This is a genomic window from Erwinia sp. E_sp_B01_1, assembly GCF_036865545.1.
Lineage (GTDB): Bacteria > Pseudomonadota > Gammaproteobacteria > Enterobacterales > Enterobacteriaceae > Erwinia.
In genome coordinates this window covers 378,603-399,279 of the sequence record NZ_CP142208.1, presented here as the reverse complement: position 1 = coordinate 399,279, position 20,677 = coordinate 378,603, and the positions used below count along the sequence as shown (strand labels likewise).

At 54.3% G+C, this 20,677-nt stretch carries 18 protein-coding genes and 1 pseudogene; 6 read left to right on the top strand and 13 right to left on the bottom strand.

Features of this window, described 5'->3' with window-relative positions; genetic code table 11:
• The first annotated feature begins 71 nt into the window (after positions 1–71).
• Positions 72–1,436: a siroheme synthase CysG gene (cysG, locus tag VRC33_RS01750; protein ID WP_338560239.1), complete on the top strand. Its 1,365-nt coding sequence runs from the start codon at positions 72–74 to the stop codon at positions 1,434–1,436.
• 122 nt (positions 1,437–1,558) lie between these two features.
• Here the strand turns inward: cysG and trpS are convergent, their stop codons facing one another.
• From trpS to pilM, 12 genes are all read right to left on the bottom strand, one after another.
• Positions 1,559–2,563: a tryptophan--tRNA ligase gene (gene trpS / locus VRC33_RS01745; RefSeq protein ID WP_338560237.1), complete on the bottom strand. Its 1,005-nt coding sequence runs from the start codon at positions 2,561–2,563 to the stop codon at positions 1,559–1,561.
• 18 nt (positions 2,564–2,581) lie between these two features.
• On the bottom strand, positions 2,582–3,259 hold the full coding sequence (locus VRC33_RS01740) for a phosphoglycolate phosphatase (RefSeq protein ID WP_338560234.1): 678 nt from the start codon (positions 3,257–3,259) through the stop codon (positions 2,582–2,584).
• On the bottom strand, positions 3,243–3,929 hold the full coding sequence (rpe, locus tag VRC33_RS01735; protein ID WP_338560231.1) for a ribulose-phosphate 3-epimerase: 687 nt from the start codon (positions 3,927–3,929) through the stop codon (positions 3,243–3,245). The genes VRC33_RS01740 and rpe overlap by 17 nt, the downstream gene beginning before the upstream one ends.
• A gap of 52 nt (positions 3,930–3,981) precedes the next feature.
• Positions 3,982–4,800: an adenine-specific DNA-methyltransferase gene (dam, locus tag VRC33_RS01730; RefSeq protein ID WP_338564660.1), complete on the bottom strand. Its 819-nt coding sequence runs from the start codon at positions 4,798–4,800 to the stop codon at positions 3,982–3,984.
• Positions 4,801–4,925: 125 nt separating this feature from the next.
• Positions 4,926–5,942, bottom strand: a complete 1,017-nt coding sequence (locus VRC33_RS01725) for an SPOR domain-containing protein (RefSeq protein ID WP_338560227.1) — start codon at positions 5,940–5,942, stop codon at positions 4,926–4,928.
• A gap of 79 nt (positions 5,943–6,021) precedes the next feature.
• Positions 6,022–7,110 (bottom strand): 3-dehydroquinate synthase, encoded by a 1,089-nt coding sequence (gene aroB / locus VRC33_RS01720; protein WP_338560225.1) that lies wholly within the window; start codon positions 7,108–7,110, stop codon positions 6,022–6,024.
• Between the two features lie 52 nt (positions 7,111–7,162).
• Positions 7,163–7,684 carry a shikimate kinase AroK gene (aroK, locus tag VRC33_RS01715; RefSeq protein ID WP_041692146.1) on the bottom strand — a complete coding sequence of 174 codons (522 nt, stop codon included), beginning with the start codon at positions 7,682–7,684 and terminating at the stop codon, positions 7,163–7,165.
• 386 nt (positions 7,685–8,070) lie between these two features.
• Entirely contained in the window at positions 8,071–9,318 is a 1,248-nt protein-coding gene (gene hofQ, locus VRC33_RS01710; protein WP_338560223.1) for a DNA uptake porin HofQ, read from the bottom strand.
• On the bottom strand, positions 9,263–9,670 hold the full coding sequence (locus VRC33_RS01705) for a HofP DNA utilization family protein (RefSeq protein WP_338560221.1): 408 nt from the start codon (positions 9,668–9,670) through the stop codon (positions 9,263–9,265). Before VRC33_RS01705 ends, hofQ begins: the two co-directional genes overlap by 56 nt.
• A complete protein-coding gene (locus VRC33_RS01700; RefSeq protein ID WP_338560219.1) occupies positions 9,660–10,160 on the bottom strand; it encodes a hypothetical protein in 501 nt (166 codons plus the stop codon). The genes VRC33_RS01705 and VRC33_RS01700 overlap by 11 nt, the downstream gene beginning before the upstream one ends.
• The gene (locus VRC33_RS01695) at positions 10,153–10,698 is read right to left on the bottom strand and encodes a PilN domain-containing protein (RefSeq protein ID WP_338560217.1); all 546 of its coding nucleotides are present in this window, start codon (positions 10,696–10,698) and stop codon (positions 10,153–10,155) included. Before VRC33_RS01695 ends, VRC33_RS01700 begins: the two co-directional genes overlap by 8 nt.
• On the bottom strand, positions 10,698–11,525 hold the full coding sequence (gene pilM, locus VRC33_RS01690) for a pilus assembly protein PilM (RefSeq protein ID WP_338560215.1): 828 nt from the start codon (positions 11,523–11,525) through the stop codon (positions 10,698–10,700). The genes VRC33_RS01695 and pilM overlap by 1 nt, the downstream gene beginning before the upstream one ends.
• Positions 11,526–11,644: 119 nt before the next feature.
• Between pilM and mrcA the strand changes: the two genes are divergently transcribed.
• The gene (gene mrcA, locus VRC33_RS01685) at positions 11,645–14,188 is read left to right on the top strand and encodes a peptidoglycan glycosyltransferase/peptidoglycan DD-transpeptidase MrcA (RefSeq protein WP_338560213.1); all 2,544 of its coding nucleotides are present in this window, start codon (positions 11,645–11,647) and stop codon (positions 14,186–14,188) included.
• Between the two features lie 80 nt (positions 14,189–14,268).
• Here the strand turns inward: mrcA and nudE are convergent, their stop codons facing one another.
• The gene (nudE, locus tag VRC33_RS01680) at positions 14,269–14,835 is read right to left on the bottom strand and encodes an ADP compounds hydrolase NudE (protein WP_338560211.1); all 567 of its coding nucleotides are present in this window, start codon (positions 14,833–14,835) and stop codon (positions 14,269–14,271) included.
• A gap of 411 nt (positions 14,836–15,246) precedes the next feature.
• On the opposite strand from nudE, the pseudogene VRC33_RS01675 reads away from it, so the two are divergent.
• From VRC33_RS01675 to pckA, 4 genes and pseudogenes are all read left to right on the top strand, one after another.
• Positions 15,247–17,384 (top strand): annotated as a pseudogene (locus VRC33_RS01675) (intracellular growth attenuator family protein).
• A gap of 138 nt (positions 17,385–17,522) precedes the next feature.
• Positions 17,523–17,924, top strand: a complete 402-nt coding sequence (gene hslR, locus VRC33_RS01670) for a ribosome-associated heat shock protein Hsp15 (protein WP_338560209.1) — start codon at positions 17,523–17,525, stop codon at positions 17,922–17,924.
• A 22-nt stretch (positions 17,925–17,946) separates the two neighbouring features.
• Positions 17,947–18,825, top strand: coding sequence for an Hsp33 family molecular chaperone HslO (gene hslO, locus VRC33_RS01665; RefSeq protein WP_338560207.1), 879 nt, complete (start codon positions 17,947–17,949; stop codon positions 18,823–18,825).
• Positions 18,826–19,046: 221 nt separating this feature from the next.
• Positions 19,047–20,660 (top strand): phosphoenolpyruvate carboxykinase (ATP), encoded by a 1,614-nt coding sequence (gene pckA, locus VRC33_RS01660; RefSeq protein ID WP_338560205.1) that lies wholly within the window; start codon positions 19,047–19,049, stop codon positions 20,658–20,660.
• The last annotated feature ends 17 nt before the right edge of the window (positions 20,661–20,677 follow it).

The window sequence follows — 20,677 nt, the reverse complement described above, 5'->3', positions numbered from 1 at the left end:
TGGATTGACTGATAAAATCCTTCCTGGCCGCCCTTCTGCGGCCCTTTTTTTCTGTGAGTGGTGAACCCCGTATGGATTATCTTCCCCTGTTCTGCCAGCTTCGTAACAGAGCCTGCCTGCTGGTGGGAGGTGGCGAGGTGGCAGAGCGCAAAGCCCGTCTTCTCCTGAAGGCGGGTGCAGACCTGCGAGTCTGTTCAACCCATTTCTCGTCCCAGTTCCATCTCTGGCAGCAGGCCGGAGAAGTTACCCTGCTCGATCGGTCGTTTACAGCAGAGATGCTTGAGGGCTGCTGGCTGGTGATTGCGGCAACAGATGACGACAAAGTGAATCAGCAGGTCAGCGCCTGCGCGGAAGCAAGGCAGGTATTTTGCAATCTGGTGGATGCACCAGAGCAGGCCAGCGTGATCATGCCTTCTGTTGTTGATCGCTCCCCGCTGATGGTGGCGATCTCCAGCGGTGGCCGGGCGCCAGTGATGGCGAGGCTGCTAAGAGAAAAAATTGAGGCGTTACTGCCTCAGCATCTCGGTAAAATTGCGGCCTACGCCGGGTCGCTTCGTCAGCGGGTCAAAAACCACTTTGCTGAAATGGGGCAAAGGCGACTTTTTTGGGAGAAAGTTTTCCATCACGATCGCCTGGCACAGTCGCTGGCCAACAATCAGACCGCCCGGGTTGAACAGCTGACGGAAGCGCTGTTTCGGGCACCGCTGGCAGATAAAGGCGAAGTGGTGCTGGTCGGCGCGGGTCCGGGGGATGCCGGCTTACTGACGCTGAAAGGCCTTCAGCAAATTCAGCAGGCTGATGTGGTGGTCTATGACCGGCTGGTTTCTGATGAAGTTATGGAGCTGGTACGGCGCGATGCAGAGCGTATCTTCGTTGGCAAACGGGCGGGACATCACTGCGTGCCCCAGCAGTCCATCAACCAGTTGCTGCTTGAACAGGCCAGTCAGGGTAAACGCGTGGTCCGCCTTAAAGGCGGCGATCCCTTTATTTTCGGGCGGGGTGCTGAAGAGCTGGAAGCATTGCTGGGCGCGGATATTCCTTTTTCTGTGGTCCCCGGTATCACTGCGGCTTCCGGCTGTTCAGCCTACAGCGGCATTCCCCTGACCCATCGCGATTATGCGCAAAGCGTCCGGCTGGTAACCGGTCATGTGCAGAGTGAAGGGGCACTGGACTGGAAAAATCTGGCAGCAGAACAGCAAACGCTGGTGTTCTATATGGGGCTGTCGCAGGCGGCTGAGATTCAGAAGCAGCTGTCCGATCACGGCATGGCAGCGGATATGCCGGTAGCCTTGGTGGAAAGAGGAACGTCGGTGCAGCAACGCGTGGTGACCGGGGAATTACATCAGTTGGCCCGCCTGGCGGCAGAAGTTGAAAGTCCTTCGCTGATTATTGTCGGACGGGTGGTTGCTCTGAGAGAAAAGCTTCGCTGGTTTTAAAATTAATCGGGAGATGTACAGGCCTGAAGGGGTGTTGCCTGATGAATGGAGGGTACCGGAGGGCGACAGGGTTTCGATGATGAGTCAGAAGCAGGTATTCCTGCTTCTGACTGTGTCGCTAATCAGGGTTGAGCAACAAAGCCCACGGCTTCATAGACTTTCTTCAACGTTTCCTGAGCCTGTGCACGGGCTTTGGTCGCACCATCACGCATGATCTGCTCAAGCAGGGCTTCATCATTACGGAAATGGCTGTAACGCGCCTGCAGGTCTGTGAGCATGCCAGAAACAGCTTCAGCAACCGCCCCTTTCAGATGACCATACATCTGGCCTTCAAACTTCTGTTCCAACTCTGCAATGCTCTCACCGGTCACGCCAGCGAGAATATCCAGCAGGTTAGAAACCCCAGCCTTCTTTTTAACGTCGTAACGCACAACGGGTGGCTCATCGCCATCAGTCATGGCACGTTTGATCTTCTTCACCACTGACTTAGGATCTTCCAGCAGGCCGATAACGTTATTGCGGTTATCGTCAGACTTGGACATCTTCTTCGTCGGCTCCAGCAGGGACATCACGCGCGCGCCAGATTTCGGGATAAACGGCTCAGGGACTTTGAACACCTCGCCATACAGCGCGTTAAAGCGTGCCGCCACATCACGGCTCAGCTCCAGATGCTGTTTCTGATCTTCGCCTACCGGAACCTGAGTAGTCTGGTACAGCAGAATATCGGCAGCCATCAGTACCGGATAGTCAAACAGACCGGCATTGATGTTCTCCTCATAACGGGCTGATTTATCTTTGAACTGGGTCATACGGCTCAGCTCGCCGAAATAGGTGTAGCAGTTCAGGATCCAGCTCAGCTGGGTGTGTTCAGGGACGTGAGACTGAACAAAAATGGTGCTCTTTTCAGGATCGATACCGCAGGCCAGATAAAGCGCCAGCGTATCCAGCGTGGCTTTACGCAGCGCGGTTGGGTCCTGACGGACGGTAATCGCATGTAAATCGACAATACAGTAAATGCAGTGGTAGTCATCCTGCATATTTACCCACTGACGCAGCGCACCCAAATAGTTACCGATGGTCAGTTCGCCGGATGGCTGTGCGCCGCTAAATACGATGGGTTTGCTCATGTTTTTTCGTCCTGATAATTACAGCCCTAAGGCGGGCAACAAATCGTTAAAATGGTCCAGCACCAGAGTGGGCTGACTGGCAGCAATCGGCTCACCGTAGTTGTAGCCGAAAGTCATGCCAATGCTGGGGCACCCTGCCGCCCTGGCAGCAAGAATATCATTCCGGGAGTCGCCCACGAATACCAGCTCTTCCTGTAGCAGGCCAAACTTGCCCAGTACGAGGAATAACGGTGCCGGATGCGGTTTTTTTGCCACCACATCATCGCCACCGATAATCAGCGAGAAGTAATCAGCGATGCCCAGTGAAGCGAGCAACGGCGCGACGAAAGGCGTGGGTTTATTCGTCACTACCGCCATCGGCAAGCCCGTAGCCGCCAGAGCAGCCAGCCCCTCTTTCACACCGGGGAACAGCTTGCTGCCGCTTTCTATGGTGGTTGCGTAGTGCGTATCAAGCAGAACACGCGCATCGCGGATCAGGTCGCTGCCTGGCTGGTGGCCCAGTGCCCAGGTCAGCGCACGCTCAATCAAAATATCCGCGCCGTTGCCAATCCAGGTCGAGACGCGCTCTATGCCCGCGGCTGGCAGACTCAGAGAGGTCAGCGCCGCATCTACGGCACTGGTCAAGCCGGGAGCACTGTCAATCAGCGTGCCGTCCAGATCGAAAGCCAGCGCGCGAACTTTAGTGAAATGAGCCATGGCGAGATTTCTCCAGTTCAGTGCGCATGTCGTCGATCACTTTTTTGTAATCGGGTTTACCGAAGATGGCAGAACCGGCGACAAACATATCCGCACCAGCCGCAGCAATCTCCGCAATATTCTCTACCTTCACGCCGCCATCCACTTCCAGACGAATGTCGTAGCCGCTTTCGTCAATCAGCTTACGGGCCTGACGCAGTTTATCCAGCGTCCCTGGGATAAAGGATTGCCCGCCAAAGCCTGGGTTCACCGACATCAACAGAATGACATCGACTTTATCCATCACATATTCAAGGTGGCTCAGCGAGGTGGCCGGATTGAAAACCAGACCAGCCTTGCAGCCGTGTTCTTTAATCAACTGCAGCGAACGGTCAACGTGCTCTGAAGCTTCAGGATGGAAGGTAATGTAGCTGGCACCCGCTTTAGCAAAGTCCGGGATCAGGCGATCCACAGGTTTGACCATCAGATGCACATCAATCGGGGCGGTAATGCCATAATCGCGTAGCGCCTTAAGCACCATCGGACCCATCGTCAGATTGGGTACGTAGTGATTATCCATTACATCGAAATGCACGACATCGCCACCGGCGGCCAACGCTTTCGCTGTATCTTCACCCAGACGGGCAAAATCCGCAGACAGAATTGATGGGGCTAGTAAAAACTGTTTCATCCATTTCTCCCAATAAGCGCGCCTGACGCCAGGCACGTACCGCAGTTGAGGGTTATCTGCTCACGAACAACGCCAGCAGTTCATCCACCTGATTACGTCCGTTACTGTTGCGACTGATTGAACGCCGTGCCTTGATCTGATGCAGCATGGCGGCCTGATACCACTCCCTTGTCAGAGGCGTATCATGATTTGAGATCAGCACCGGGATACGGTTCTCAACGGCCAGTTTCTGAGCCAGTTCGGCCAGATGCTGCTGTTGCAGCAGACTGAAGCTGTTAGTGTGGTAAGCCGTAAAATTAGCCGTTGCTGACAGCGGGGCATAAGGGGGATCGCAATAGACGACGGCCCCTTGTGGCGCACGGTTCAGGGTAACATCGTACGATTCACAGACAAAGGTCGCATTCTGTGACCGCTCAGAGAACCAGTAAAGCTCATCCTCTGGGAAATAGGGTTTACGGTAACGGCCAAAGGGCACGTTAAACTCGCCGCTGAGATTGTAACGACAGAGTCCATTGTAGCAATGGCGATTGAGGTACAAAAACAGCAGGCCGCGACGATAAGGATCTTTACAGCTGTTGAATTCAGCGCGACGGGCGTAGTAAAAATCCGCGTCGTTGCTTTCACTGGTGAACAGCTCGCGGGCATCAGTGACGAACTCACCGACACGGGTTTTGACAATACCGTAGAGGTTAATCAGATCGCTGTTGATATCCGCCAGGATGTAGCTGGCAAAATGGGTATTAAGGAACACGGATCCCGCCCCGACAAAAGGTTCGATTAAACAATCTCCTTCTGGCAGATGACGCTGGATATCATCAAGCAGCGGGTATTTGCCACCCGCCCATTTCAAAAAAGCGCGATTTTTTTTCATGCCGTCGTTTTTATTACACTTACTCTTCTGGCTGCGGTTACACCGACAGCATATCTGCGCTTTGAATAGTAAGCCCTCCGAAGAGGGCTGACAGTTTCATCTTAAATCAGGCTTAAGCTGACTTCTTAATTAGTCGATTCTTTCTTAACCTGACTGACAGGCTTCACCCAGGGGTTTTGCGACCGGACGTCTGCCGGAAGTGAAGCTACGGCGCGCTTCGCTTCTGCCGGCGTGGCATAAGAGCCGCTGATCAGCACGTACCAGGGTTGACCATTCCGGGTCGTTTTGTAGACATGATACCCGCTGAGGTTCTGTTTCTTAGCCCAGGCGTTCAGCGTGTCTGACCTTGACGCACTGCTCAGCTGCAGCGTGTAATTTCCACCCGGCGCTGAAGAGGACGCTGCTGCGGCTCCCGAAGAAGCATGGCTACTGGTTGACGCAGTGCTTTTCGGCTTGCTCTCTTTCGCTACCGGCTTAGTGGCGGCAGGTTTATGCGTTACGGCAGGCTGATTTTTATGCGTAGCTGCCTGGCGTGGCTGACTGGCCGGAGAAGTCGTCTCAGCAGGTGTCGAAGCATTACCGCCAGGGGCTACAGTTGCAGGCCCGGTAGGTAAAGTGCTGCCGTTATCCTGAGCGCCCTGGGCCGCAGCATCTACCTGACCCTGCTGGCTGGTCAGCGCATTATTCAAATCACCGGGCAATTCAACACGCTGCTGACTGGCCGGAGCCTGAACTGGCTCAGCCTGCGTAGGCGTGGAGGAAACAGGCGGTGCGCTGAGCTCCTGGGGACCATTACTGTTCTGAGACGGGCTACCCGCTGTCGCATCCGGGGCAGGCTGTGAGCCAGACTGTCCACTCATTGACGAAGAGCCTGAGAGGTCGATATCTTTATTGCTGCCAGTGTTTGCCGCGCCAGAAGGAGCAGCGGATTTTTGACTACTGCCGGTGGGTTTGTCGTCCGGCGAATTCAGCGCAGAGCCAATACCAATCACCAGGAGCAGCAGGACCAGAATACCAATACCCATCATCATATGCTGACGGGAAACCGGCACTTTAGGGGCAGAAGACGTCTTGCGGGACCGCTGCGGGCGGCGGTCACTGGTGTCAGGTTTCAACTCGTCTTCCGGTTTAAACTCGTCCATTCAACCTCCTACTGTAGAGCAGCAACGCCCCTCAACATCCTGTGAGCGGCGGATTACTATCATTTGGGCCGAAACGGTATCAGGCAGGCTGACAGTCGTTGATCGCAGCCAGTACCGTATCATGTGCTACGCCGCTGCGCACTTCGGCTTTACCGATTGCGAGAGGCAGGACAAGGCGAAGTTCACCGGCCAGCACTTTCTTATCACGCATCATATGCGGCAGGTATGCTTCCGCAGTCATACTCTCTGGCCCGGTTACCGGCAGGCCTGCACGTTTTAATAACGTGATAATCCTGTCAGTATCCTGCGCAGTAAATTGACCTGAACGTTCTGCCGTCCGGGCTGCCATCACCATTCCGGCAGCCACAGCTTCACCGTGGAGCCAGTTACCGTAGCCCATATGGGCTTCAATGGCATGGCCATACGTATGACCAAGGTTCAACAAAGCACGCTGCCCCATTTCACGCTCGTCGGCGGCAACAACCTCTGCTTTCAGCTCGCAACAGCGGCGAATGCAGTAAGCCATCGCTTCCCCGTCAAGGGCCAGCAACGCATCAAGATTATCCTCAAGCCAGCTGAAGAAATCGCCGTCCAGAATAATACCGTACTTGATCACTTCAGCCAGACCAGACGCCAGCTCACGCGGCGGCAGGGTACTGAGACAATTGATATCAATGACCACCGAAGCAGGCTGATAGAACGCGCCGATCATGTTCTTGCCCAGGGGGTGATTGACAGCGGTTTTTCCTCCCACAGAAGAATCAACCTGCGACAGCAGCGTGGTAGGAACCTGAATAAAGCGCACACCGCGCTGATAACTTGCGGCGGCAAAACCGGTCAGATCGCCAATAACCCCACCGCCTAAAGCGACCAGGGTAGTATCACGACCGTGAGGTTTTTCCAGCAGAGCGGTAAAGACCTGATCCATCACCGCCAGCGTTTTATACTGCTCGCCGTCGGGGAGAATAACCTGGTCCACCTCAACGCCAGCGCCTTCCAGCAGTTGACGAACAGGTGCCAGGTAAAGAGGTGCCAGGGTCTGGTTAGTGACCAGCATGGCACGATCGCCCGCCTTAAGCGGCCAAAAAGAAGCCGGATCCGTAAACAGTCCGGCAGCGATGGTAATGGGGTAACTTCGTTCCCCCAAAGTGACGGTAATCTTCTCCATGAAGCGTTATCACCTTTTTATTACTTTGGCCCGCAGGCGGTCAGAGCTGGGTTCAGCTCTTCTCCAACATGTTGATGATCTGGTTCGCGACCACTTTAGCGCTCTGGTCGTCGGTCCGGATCGTCACGTCGGCGATCTCTTCATAGAGCGGATTACGCTCGGCAGCCAGCGCTTCCAGCACCTCTCGAGGCGGAGATTCCACCTGCAACAGAGGACGCTTTTTATCACGCTGCGTGCGAGCTAATTGTTTCTCGATGGTGGTTTCCAGATACACCACGACGCCACGAGCCGAAAGACGGTTGCGGGTTTCGCGTGATTTCACTGAACCGCCACCGGTAGCCAGCACTATGCCTTGCTTCTCGGTGAGTTCATTGATGATTTTTTCTTCGCGATCGCGGAAGCCTTCTTCGCCTTCGACGTCGAACACCCAACCCACATCCGCTCCGGTACGTCGCTCAATTTCTTGATCGGAATCGAAAAATTCCATATTGAGTTGCTGAGCTAACTGACGCCCAATAGTGCTTTTGCCGGCACCCATAGGCCCAACCAGAAAGATATTGCGTTTCTCTGCCATTTTTTCGGTATTACTAAGACAATTCGTTAATGATACCCCGTCCAACCGGACAGGACATGAACTGAAACCTCATGAGCGATAGTGCGAGAGTCAGATGAAAATTATCTCAACACTGAAGGTGTTTTGGCAACCGATTAAATTGACCTTGCCCATTGCGCACTCAGGGCGCGTTTCAGTCCGCTTCATTTATCAGCCCGATGTCACTGCATCGGCTACGCCGGTTGCGCACGATAAAAAACGGGTTCTGTGTATTCTTTGAAGCCAAACCAAGGCTCATAAATCAAAATCGCTAAACCTTGTAAGCTAATTCGGCCCTTGCGTCAAACGCATATGGCTTCAATGCCGGAAAAAAACCTCCGGTTTCTCAGTTTGGCCTAAAAAAAGCATTACTCGTCACGGATCAATCGGGGCGTGATGAAGATCACTAATTCTCGTCTTTTTTGTTCATGAATATCATAACGAAACAGCTTTCCCAGGCCCGGGATATCGCCCAGCAGCGGGACTTTGCGCTGTCCGCTGGCGTTTTGCCGCTGGAAAATCCCTCCCAGTGCCAGCGTCTGGCCATCCTTTAGCGTCACCTGGGTCTGAATTTCCTGAGTGTCGATGGCCAGATATTCACCCTCCCCGCTGCGCATCGTTCTGCCGGGAACGTTTTGCGACAAATGCAGTTTCAGCAAAATCCGACCATTCGGTTGCACCACTGGCGTCACTTCCATTCCCAGCACCGCCTCTTTAAATTCGACGGTAGTGGTCCCGTTGCCGCCGCTGGAAACTTCGTAGGGAATTTCTGTCCCCTGCTTGATGCTGGCAGCCTGCTGATGGGAGGTAAACAGACGCGGGCTGGCGATAATCTCCAGCTTGTTCTCCTGCTCAAGTGCGCTGAGTTCCAGGTCCAGTAATTTCCCGTCAAGCCTGGCCAGCGTGAAGCCAGCGGATAAAGCGGCATCCGTCACCGGAAGATTAACGCTAAGCTGGCTGGCGCGAAGCGCATGGGTAATCTGCTCATCGCCACTCAATCCCCAGCGAACCCCTAACTCCCTAAGGCTCTCTTCATTGATGGTGACGATTTGTGCCGACAGCTCAATCTGCTCAAGGGGAACATCCAGCGCGCGTATCCAGTGGCTGGTAGCTTTCAGAGCAGGGCTCGTATCCCGGATCAGCAGACTGTTGGTTCTGGTATCGACCGTCACACTGCCTCTTTCGGTCATTAATTTTGCCCTTTCGGCCTGCAGGCTGGTATTCACCGTGGTGGCATCCGCATGAGCAAGCGTTAATACTTCAGCGATCAGCGGCAGGGCTTTCTGCTCTTTTTCCCGCTGATTTTCCTCCTGACGCTGCTTCTCCTGCTGCCAGCTCTGCGGCCAGACCAGCAGGACATTGCCTTCCGTTTCGATACTCAGTTTTGCCATTCTGGCAACCAGCGTGAGCGCCTGCTGCCAGGGAACACTCTCTAATCTCAGCGACAGTACCCCTTCCACTCCCGGCGCAACCATCAGGTTGAGTTGCTGCCAGTTCGCCAGCGCCTGCAATACCTGGGCCACTGGCGCATCGTCAAAAGCCAGAGACAGCGGCCCCTGTCTAGCCTGAAGTGGCGCCAGGTACAGCAGGCATAACAGGCAGAAGATCCTTTTCATAAATGCTTCCTTTTAAATTCCTTTTCAGCGGTGAAAGACAACCCTTCACATCCGCCAGCGTAATGCTCATCGCCTCTACCTTTATCAACTGCCAGCGTTGATCAATTTGCTGGCCCTGACTGCGTGGCATACCTTTACCTTTTTCCGGGGTCAGCCAGGCATGGTAATCGTCAGCCCGCCCAATAATGCCTTTCAGCCGCCAGTTGAACGGGGCAGACTGCGCTGTTTCACATACCGTCCCGGGAGGCTGAAAAGGATCTTTCTCTGCCCGGCATCCTGCCGTTATCAGCAGTAACAGCAACAACCAGTGCAATACTGGCTGTTGATACCCGCGCCCCCGTTCAGCCCTCATGGTTCAGGGCCAGCGTCAGCTGGAATCGTAAATGTGCCTGTTCCGGTTTCAGGCTAAAATGAGGCAGCTCCACCCCGGTTTGCAGCGAACCGAAATAGTCGAACACGCTATGCACCTGAGGCCAGTTAAGGGCCAGCGTAAGATTTCCGCCCTGCCCGGCGGGTTGCCAGACCGCGATTTCCCCTCCGGAAGCCTGAGCCATGTCCAGCAGGGAGAAGGTTTTTACCTTATCCGGGTGCAGGCTCTGTCGTAGCTGCGCTATCTCATGGTTCAGACTGGCTAACGACCTCATCGCCAGCAAACGCTGAATCCGCTGTTGATACTGGCCGCTCTGCTGCTGCTGCTGAGATTGCAGGAGAGTGGACTGCCGGAACACCGGCGAAGACCAGAGCCACCATGTGACCAGGACTATTACAGCTACCGGGAGGCAAAGAAAAATAGCCTGTAACCAGAGCGGAAAACCCAGCCAGCGCGAAATAAAATTATCCATCTAAATCTGCCTCTGGTTTTAACGTAATCAATAAATTAAATGCCATTCTGCCCTGAGCAACCCGGCTTAACGTGCCCGCTGTTATCTGCCCGACCAGCCCCTGTTTTCGCAGTTGCAGGCTGAACGCGTCCAGATCGCCCACCCCCTTGCAAAAACCCGCCAGCGTCAAAGTACTGGCGCTTTTACTGATGCTGCTCAACCAGAGCGTTTCAGGCATCGCCTTTACCAGGCCGGACAGAAAAGAGGACCACCGGACGAGTCCTTGCTGTCTCCTCTGCCGTTCTATCAGTTGCTGTTTGAGAGCCTCTCTTTCCCTGTCTGACAGAGTGACCTGCTGAAGCTGTTTTTCAAGCTGGTGGTCAAGCCCCTGCCGCTGCCGGATCCCTTTTTCATTAAGTCGGTTCAGCTTCTGTTGCCCCAGCGTGGGTAAGCCAGCCACCATCAGCGTTAATGCCAGTAGCATCAGGACAACAGACCAGCGCTGGCATGCCTTTCGTCTCTGCCGCCGCCGCCAGGGCAGCAAATTGACCCACACCATCAGGCATCCCCCGGACGCAATGCTAACCCTGCAGCCAGGGTAAAAGCCCCGGACAGCCCTGGCAGCGGGGGTTGCCTCAGGGCAAAGGCTGCAAAGGGATCGAGCCACTGTGCCGATTTCGGCAGAGGCTCCTTCAGCTGTGAGCTGTAATAGAAGGCGTTAAAGTCAGGCAGCTGCTTTTGCCGTAGCGTGGAGAAATCTGGGGCATCCTGAAGGGAGCACCAGCCCCATTCAGGCCGGGCAGGCAGGGCCGAATACCACAGCCAGTGATCCTGCAACCGGTGTACCATCGCCGCGGAAGGATCGAGGGAGAGCGATGTTGAGAGGGCAAACAAGGCGGCAGGCGTCAGTTCCAGCACTTCAGGTTTCAGCCTTGCCTGTTCGAGGCAGTCCATCCAGCTGGCAAGAACATCACGCTTTGCGGCCGTAATGTAGAGCGCCCTGGCCTCCTGAGCGCCTTCGCGGTAGTCCAGCGCCAGCGTCTCGGGCTCAATTGGGAAAAATCGCCTCGCCGCTGCGGTGATGTACCTGCTACGCTCAGGCTCGCGTAACTGGGTTCCCGGAAGCTCAACCTGCCGTTGCAGAACCAGCTGAGGAGGAAAACCCACGCGCAGTGAGATACGGTAAGGCAGCTGCCTGCGCCAGCGTTGCAGGAGTGCGATCACCGGCTCGGGACGTTGCAGCAGCCCGTTAACTAACGTATCTTGCGGCAACGCATGTTGCCACCAGTGGCGAAGTTGCCAGCCGTTACGACGGCGCTGGATGCCAAGGGCACAAAGTTGCCCATTCTGAATATCCAGGCCTACTTGCCATGTCTGAAATGCCATTTAGCGCGATCTCCATATCGTCAGTCATCAAAAGGACGTATCCAAGCTTCTGGCTAGCCTTTATACTACCGCGCGATTGTTTATAAACTGCCCAATCGACTCAGAATGGAAAATATCAGGTGAAGTTCGTAAAGTATTTTTTGATCCTTGCAGTGTGTTGCATTTTGCTGGGAGCCGGCTCGGTCTATGGTTTATACAAATACATAGAACCCCAGCTGCCAGACGTAGCCACGCTGAAAGATGTGCGTCTTCAGACGCCTATGCAGGTGTACAGTGCCGATAATGAGCTGATTGCTCAGTATGGTGAGAAACGCCGTATCCCGCTTAAGCTGCCGCAGATCCCGCCTGAGATGGTAAAAGCGTTTATTGCCACTGAAGACAGCCGTTTCTACGAGCACCACGGCGTTGATCCTATCGGGATCTTCCGTGCTGCCAGCATCGCGCTGGTTTCCGGTCATGCTTCGCAGGGTGCCAGCACCATTACCCAGCAGCTGGCGCGTAACTTCTTCCTCAGCCCGGAACGCACGCTGATGCGTAAGATCAAGGAAGCTTTTCTTGCTATCCGCATCGAGCAGATGATGAGTAAAGATGAGATCCTTGAGCTCTACCTGAACAAAATTTACCTCGGCTACCGTGCCTATGGTGTGGGTGCCGCCGCTCAGGTTTACTTCGGCAAAAATGTCGATCAGCTTTCGCTGAGCGAAATGGCAATGATTGCCGGTCTGCCTAAAGCACCCTCAACTTTTAATCCGCTCTATTCCCACGAACGGGCCGTTATGCGCCGTAACGTGGTGCTGGGCCGTATGCTTGATCAGAATTACATCTCTCAGTCGCAGTATGAAGAAGCGCGCAATGCACCGCTTGAAGCGAACTATCATGCCCCTGAAATCGCCTTCTCCGCCCCTTATCTGACGGAAATGGTTCGCCAGCAGATGGTGAAACGTTACGGGGATAACGCCTATAACGACGGTTTCAAAGTCACCACCACCATCACCCGTAAGCTGCAACTGGCTGCCCAGAAGTCGGTGCAGGACAATGTGATGAACTACGACATGCGTCACGGCTACCGTGGGCCGTCTGCCGTGCTGTGGAAAGTGGGCCAGAATCCGTGGGGTCGCACTGAAATCCTGAAGAGTCTGAAGGCGCTGCCGGTGTATGGCCCGCTGTTCCCGGCGGTGATTACCGAAGCCAACAGTGAAGAAGCCACAGCGACTATGCGTGACGGAACCAGCGTCACACTGAATCTCGCTGGCATGCGCTGGGCTCGTCCCTACAAGTCCGATACCGCACAGGGTAGAACGCCAAAATCTGTGACCGAAGTTGTGCAGCCTGGTCAGCAGATTTGGGTCCGCCAGGTGGGGACAGACTGGTGGCTGGGACAAGTGCCTGACGTAAACTCTTCACTGGTTTCGTTGGATCCTCAAAACGGCGCAGTTCGTGCTCTGGTGGGTGGATTTGACTTTAATCAGAGCAAATTCAACCGCGCTACTCAGGCTCTGCGTCAGGTAGGTTCCAATATCAAACCTTTCCTGTACACGGCAGCAATGGATCGCGGTCTGACGCTGGCTTCCATCCTTAACGATGTGCCCATTTCGCGCTGGGATGCGGGTGCCGGTTCCGACTGGCGTCCTAAAAACTCCCCGCCAACCTATGATGGCCCAATCCGTCTGCGCCAGGGGCTGGGACAGTCAAAGAACGTGGTCATGGTCCGGGCTATGCGTGCCATGGGCGTCGATTACGCGGCAGAATATTTACAACGCTTTGGTTTCCCTGCGCAGAACATTGTGCATACCGAATCGCTGGCACTGGGTTCCGCCTCCTTTACTCCATTGCAAATGGTGCGTGGCTATTCAGTGATGGCCAACGGCGGATTCCTGGTTGATCCTTACTTCATCAGCAAAATTCAAGATGAACAGGGCAATACGCTGTTCGAAGAGAAACCCAGGATTGCCTGCCCCGATTGCAATTTGCCGGTGATTTACGGCGACACCAAAAAAGCGGTTGCCCTGAGTGAAGACAGCGTGGAAAACGTTGCCGTCTCGCAGGAAGGCGACAAAACAGCCGTACCGCAGCCTCAGCTTGGGCAGGTTTCGCAGCAGGGTGGCGAGCAGCAGTACGCTCCGCATGTGATCAATACGCCGCTTTCGTTCCTGATTAAAAGCGCAATGAACACCAACATCTTTGGCGAGCCCGGCTGGATGGGAACCGGCTGGCGCGCTGGCCGCGATTTAGGCCGTAATGATATTGGCGGTAAAACAGGCACCACCAACAGCTCGAAAGATGCCTGGTTCTCTGGCTATGGCCCCGGTGTGGTGACCTCAGTCTGGATTGGCTTTGACGATCATCGTCGTGATTTAGGGCGAACCACCGCATCTGGTGCCATCAAAGATCAGATCTCAGGGTATGAGGGCGGCGCTAAAAGTGCTCAGCCAGCCTGGGATGAGTATATGAAGGCCGCGCTGGATGGCGTACCGGTACAACCGCTGACGCCGCCAGAAGGTGTGGTGACCGTCACTATCGATCGTAACACTGGCAAGCTGGCTAATGGCGGTGGCAATACCCGTCAGGAATACTTCATCAATGGCACCCAGCCTACTGAATATTCCGTTCATGACGTGGGGACTACGCTGATGGATAACGGTGAGAGCCACGAACTGTTCTGATTATTCACAGTAACAAAAAGGGACGCACCGGCAGGCGATGCGTCCCCTTAAATTATCAAGGCGGGCTCAGGCCCGCTTTTTTAATAGCTCAGGCGGCCTTGTTTCACCAGCCATTCGCGTACCAGAAACAGCGCACTGACGTTACGCGCCTCACGGAAATCCGGCTCCTCTAACAACCCCAGCAGATTATCCAGCGGCCAGCGTAACTGAGGTAACGGCTCAGGTTCATCCCCTTCCAGCTGCTCCGCATAGAGGTTTTCCGCTACGACGATGTTCATTTTGCTGGAAAAATAGGAGGGTGCCATCGTCAGCTTAGCCAGAGTTTCGAGCTTTTCAGCCCCAAATCCTACCTCTTCCTTGAGTTCGCGGTTGGCGGCTTCAAACGGCGATTCGCCAGGATCGATCAATCCTTTAGGAAAACCCAGTTCATAACTTTCAAGCCCTACCGCGTACTCCTGAATCAGCACAATGTGGTTATCGATTATTGGCACGATCATTACCGCCTCACGATCTGAGGGTTTCATTCGTTCGTAGACCCGCCGGGCACCATTACTGAATGCCAGGTCTACGGCCTCAACGGTAAAAAGGCGTGAACGCGCCACGGTTTCAACGTTAAGAATGGTGGGTTTCTGCAGTTGTCTGGTCATGGCGGCCCCAGGAAAAAAGCCAAAAAAATGAGCATCACAGCCCGTAAGTCGCGGCACGCTGGCCGTCGTTACCCCATTGTGCGGTACCCAGCAGGGGATGCCAATCATCGCATGGTTTATTTTTACGCCGTTATAACAATTCCGTCCGGTTCAGCATTAAAAGTTTTAAGTAATGTCAATCAGGGCCATAAAAAATAGGAATATGCCGATACTGACATCCCATTTTGCTTGATAACATTCGGAAAGGGATTCATATACTAATAATCTAATTTTATGATTTTGCGCGCTATTTTTGTATGCACAGCGGATTGCCAGAGCCGTCTAAACCCGCCACAATGTCGATAACGATATGAGCATGGCCGGGTATCAACATAATAACGACGGGAGCATCGTGGCAGGAATGAGGGAAGCATGAGCACAATAGTCATTATATTGGCTGTGATGCTGACCTGCTCGATTGGGGCGGGTTGTTTCTTTTGGTACGCTATGCGGCATCGCCCGCCGTTGGCGAAACCACTGCCATTTATAAGTCCCCCTTTTCGTAAACTTAGCGACGACGAGCGTAAAGCCGTAGAGCGCTATCTCAGCCTGCTGGAAAAACACCGGGAAGCCACATTGCCCGGAGGTATAAACAGATCTGCCGACCCGCTGGTTCTGACCTCACAAAGCAGCAACGTCTATCCTGTCACCCGCTCCATTACGCGCTACGGCCTTTCCACTGATGAACCCCACAAATGGCGTTATTACCTGGATGCGGTGGAAGTCCATTTGCCGCCGTTATGGGAGCAATACATCGCGGATGAAAATTTTGTTGAGCTGATTAAAACGCAAACGATCCCCCTGGTCATTTCGCTCAACGGCCATTCGCTGGTGAACTATGTTTATGAGCAGCCCGCTCTGGCTCCGGTCGTTCGCCCCGTGTCGCAGAATGCCTCGATCAGGAAAGAAGAGAGCGAAAACATTGAGCTGGTCAGCGTACGTAAGGAAACAGCTGAAGAGTATGCGCTCAGCCGTCCTGATGGCACACGGGAAGCGACAGCTATTGGCCTTGCTTTCCTGCTGATCTTTATCAGCCTGGTCGGCCCTGAACTGCTGATGCCCTGGCTGATCCTGGCGGCTACCGCCATGATTGTGGTCAGCTGCTGGTTCCTCTATCGCCCTCCGGGCAATAAATCACTGCGCGAAATTCATTGCCTGCGTGGTGCGCCAAAACGCTGGGGTCTTTTTGGCGAATCCAACCAGGGGCAGGTCAGCAATATCTCCCTGGGCATTATCGATCTGATTTATCCTCCTCACTGGCAACCCTACGTTTCCCACGATCTGGGACAGCCCACCGAAGTGGATATCTACCTGAATCGTCAGGTTGTCCGTCAGGGCCGTTACCTTTCCCTGCAGGATGAAGTGCGTAATTTCCCTGTCCAGCGCTGGAAAAAAATCTGGTGCTGGCTGCAGGTTCACTGCTGGTGCTGGTTTTGCTGATTGCGTGGATCCCGTTAAGCATGCCACTGAAACTGAGTATGGCCTGGCTGAAAGGCACGGAAAGCGTTCAGGTGCAGTCAGTGAACGATCTTGAAAAAATGCCGCTGCACGTAGGTGACAGTCTGAAAGTAAAGGGTGAGGGTATGTGTTCCATCCCCGCCACCTATCAGGGCAATCGCTCATATGCTTTTATGCCGTTCGACTGTTCAGCGGTGTACTGGAATAATGCCGCTCCCCTGCCCCAGCCGCAGTCTGATATTATTGATAAAGCTACTGCGCTGTTAAGCACTACCAGCCAGCAGCTTCATCCGCAGACCAGCACCGATCCCAAGCTCAATCCTCAACTGGCTACGGCGATTCAGAAATCGGGGATGATCCTGCTGGATGATTTCTCCGACATCGTCCTGAGAACGCAGGAGCTTTGCAGCCAGGAGCAGGATTGCGTCAGACTCAAGAATGCGCTGGTCAATCTGGGCAATGCTAAAGACTGGGAAGCGCTGGTGCGCCGTGCCGATTCAGGCGCGCTGAATGGCATGAACGTGCTGTTGCGCCCGGTGAGCGCAGAAGCGCTGGAAAATCTGGTGAACACCGCCACCTCCTCTTTCTTCTATCGTGAAACAAGGCGCGCTGCGGAAGCTCTGAACAGCCCACCGCCGGGCGGTTTCCTGATCCTGAGTGATGAGGGACGCCAGCTGGTGAATCAGCAGGCTCCGGCTGTTTCCCTGTTTGATTATAATGCGCCGGATCAGTGGCCTGAGTTGCAACGGCTGGCTGGCATGCTGCTACACACGCCGTTCACCGCCAACGGCATAGTGACCAATATCAGCGTTGATGCTAACGGGACGCACCATATCGCCCTGCACAGTGCGCCGGATACGCTGACGCTGTGGCGTTATCTGGGCACCAGTCTGCTGCTGCTGATTGTCAGCCTGAGCTTTATCTTTAACAGCCTGTTAGCGCTGAAGCGCATCCACCGTAATCGCCTGCGTATTCAGGCCATTCAGAACTATTATGATAAGTGCTTCAACCCCTCGCTGAGCACTACCCAGAGCATCCGCCCTTTATTCTGAGCCTGTCAGTTTTTATGCTATTTTTAAGGCTGACAAGGCCAGTGGTCTCCCTGCCTGCCCCCTGATTATCCTGTGGCGAAGCGCCTTGAATTCCAGTATTTCACCCACACATAGGGGTATTCCCACCAAGGAGCAGCGATGAAAGAGAAATCCGCAGAGGCGGTTCGGCTCGATAAGTGGCTGTGGGCCGCTCGCTTCTATAAAACCCGCTCTGCCGCGCGCGAGATGATTGAGGGTGGCAAAGTTCACTACAACGGTCAGCGCAGCAAACCTGGAAAAATCGTTGAACTCAATGCAGAACTGACCCTGCGCCAGGGCAACGATGAGCGCACGGTCATTATCCAGGCCATCAGCGACCAGCGCCGTCCAGCCGTGGAAGCACAACAGTTGTACACGGAAACGGCACAAAGTATTGAGAAACGGGAAAAGATGGCACAGGCGCGAAAGATGAACGCGCTGACGATGCCACATCCTGACCGCCGCCCTGACAAAAAAGAGCGACGGGACTTAATGAAATTTAAAAATTCTGGCGAAGAGTAACCCGCCTAAAAGAGAGAGAATTATGGCTCATCAAGACCAACTGCATCGCTACCTGTTCGAAAACTACGCCGTGCGTGGCGAACTGGTGACTGTTTCTGACACCTGGCGCGAAATCATCAGCGGCCACGACTATCCGCTGCCGGTACAAAAAGTACTTGGGGAACTGCTGGTTGCCACCAGCCTGCTGACCGCTACGCTGAAGTTCGATGGCGATATTACCGTGCAGTTGCAGGGTGATGGTCCGTTGAACCTGGCAGTGATTAACGGTAACAACCGCCAGGAGATGCGCGGTGTGGCCCGCATGCAGGGTGACATTGCCCCTGAAAGCACCCTGAAAGAGATGGTAGGCAATGGCTATCTGGTGATCACCATCTCTCCTGCCGAAGGTGAGCGCTATCAGGGCGTGGTCGGGCTGGAAGGTGAAACGCTGGCGGAATGCCTGGAAGATTACTTCATGCGTTCAGAGCAGTTGCCAACCCGTTTGTTTATCCGTACCGGTGAAACCGAAGGTGTACCGGGTGCTGGTGGGATCCTGTTGCAGGTGCTCCCGGCTCAGGATGCCAGTCCGGACGACTTCAGCCATCTGGCTACACTGACAGAAACGATCAAGACAGAAGAGCTGCTTGGCCTGCCAGCCCACGACGTCCTGTGGCGCCTCTACCATCAGGAAGAAGTGACCCTTTACGATCCGCAGGAAGTCTGTTTCCGCTGCACCTGCTCGCATGAGCGCTGTGGGGAAGTTCTGGTGACGCTGCCGGAGGAAGAAGTGGATCAGATCCTGGCTGAAGATGGCAAAATTGATATGCATTGTGACTACTGTGGCAGTCACTATATCTATGACGCGGTAGATATTGCGGCCATCCGCACGGGCTCCGCAACCAGTAACGACCAGCTTCACTGATCGCCCAATGGTCAGGCCTTAACCGGTCTGGCCATACTTCCCAATCTCTTTACGCGTCGCCTCTCATTTCTACGGCTTATGCCTTTCGCTGACTTCTCACACGTGTACACTGCGCGCGATCGTGATTTCCGCACCATGACGGATATGCGGATCGTCACGGTTAATGGTCTTCCATTACCCTACACTACGTGGCAGCAAAGAGCCGATTAAGGAGCAGTAACATGCGTGATTTGACCCCGCAGGACCTCGTCGCTTATGGCATCACGGATACGGTTGAGATCGTTCATAATCCGGATTATGACACGCTGTATAAAGAAGAAACCCGGCCGGGACTGACCGGCTATGAACGCGGCATTGAGACGAAATCCGGCGCTATCGCCGTTGATACCGGCATTTTTACCGGGCGCTCACCCAAAGATAAATATATTGTCCGTGATGAGACTACCCGCGACACGCTGTGGTGGAACGATCAGGGCAAAGGCAAGAACGATAATCAGCCCCTTTCAGTGGAAACCTGGCAGGCACTTAAGTCTCAGGTAACCCGACAACTCTCTGCAAAACGTCTGTTTGTGGTGGATGCCTGGTGCGGTGCAAACCCGGATACCCGCCTCTGCGTGCGCTTTATCACCGAAGTCGCCTGGCAGGCCCATTTCGTTAAAAATATGTTTATCCGTCCTGATGAAGAGTCGCTGGCAAGCTTTGTCCCGGATTTTGTGGTGATGAACGGAGCCAAATGCACTAACCCAAACTGGCAACAGCAGGGTCTGCACTCCGAAAACTTTGTGGCCTTCAATCTGACCGAACGTATTCAGCTGATAGGTGGAACCTGGTACGGCGGCGAAATGAAAAAAGGTTTGTTCGCCATCATGAATTACCTGCTTCCGTTGCGGGGCATTGCGGCAATGCACTGCTCGGCTAACGTCGGTAAGAATGGCGACGTGGCGGCCTTCTTTGGCCTCTCCGGCACTGGAAAAACCACGCTCTCTACCGATCCGCAACGTCAGTTAATCGGTGATGATGAGCATGGCTGGGATGATGACGGCGTGTTTAATTTCGAAGGGGGTTGCTACGCCAAAACCATCAAGCTTTCTGAGCAGGCTGAACCGGAAATTTACCACGCTATCCGTCGCAATGCATTGCTGGAAAACGTGGTGGTGCGTGCCGACGGAACGGTAGATTATGATGACGGCAGCAAAACCGAAAACACCCGCGTTTCTTACCCGATTGAGCATATCGACAATATCGTTAAGCCGGTGTCTAAAGCGGGCCATGCGCGTAAGGTCATCTTCCTGACCGCTGATGCTTTTGGCGTGCTGCCACCGGTTTCCCGTCTGACTCCGGATCAAACGCAGTATCACTTTCTTTCCGGCTTTACCGCCAAACTGGCTGGCACTGAGCGGGGCGTTACCGAACCCACACCGACCTTTTCAGCCTGTTTTGGTGCCGCTTTCCTGACCCTGCACCCGACGCAGTATGCTGAGGTTCTGGTTAAACGAATGGAAGCGGCAGGCACTGAAGCTTATCTGGTCAATACCGGCTGGAACGGCAGCGGCAAGCGCATCTCAATCAAGGATACGCGGGCGATTATTAATGCCATCCTCAATGACGATTTATCAGAGGCGGAAACGGTGACGCTCCCGCTTTTCAACCTTGAAATGCCTGCCTCACTCCCGGGCGTGGACAGCCACATTCTGGACCCGCGTAATACCTATGCTGATGAAGCAGGATGGGAAAGCAAAGCCCGTGACCTGGCTCAACGCTTTATCGACAACTTCGATAAATATACCGACACGCCTGCAGGGGCGGCCCTGGTCAAAGCCGGTCCGCAACTCTGACGCCTGCCATAAAAAAG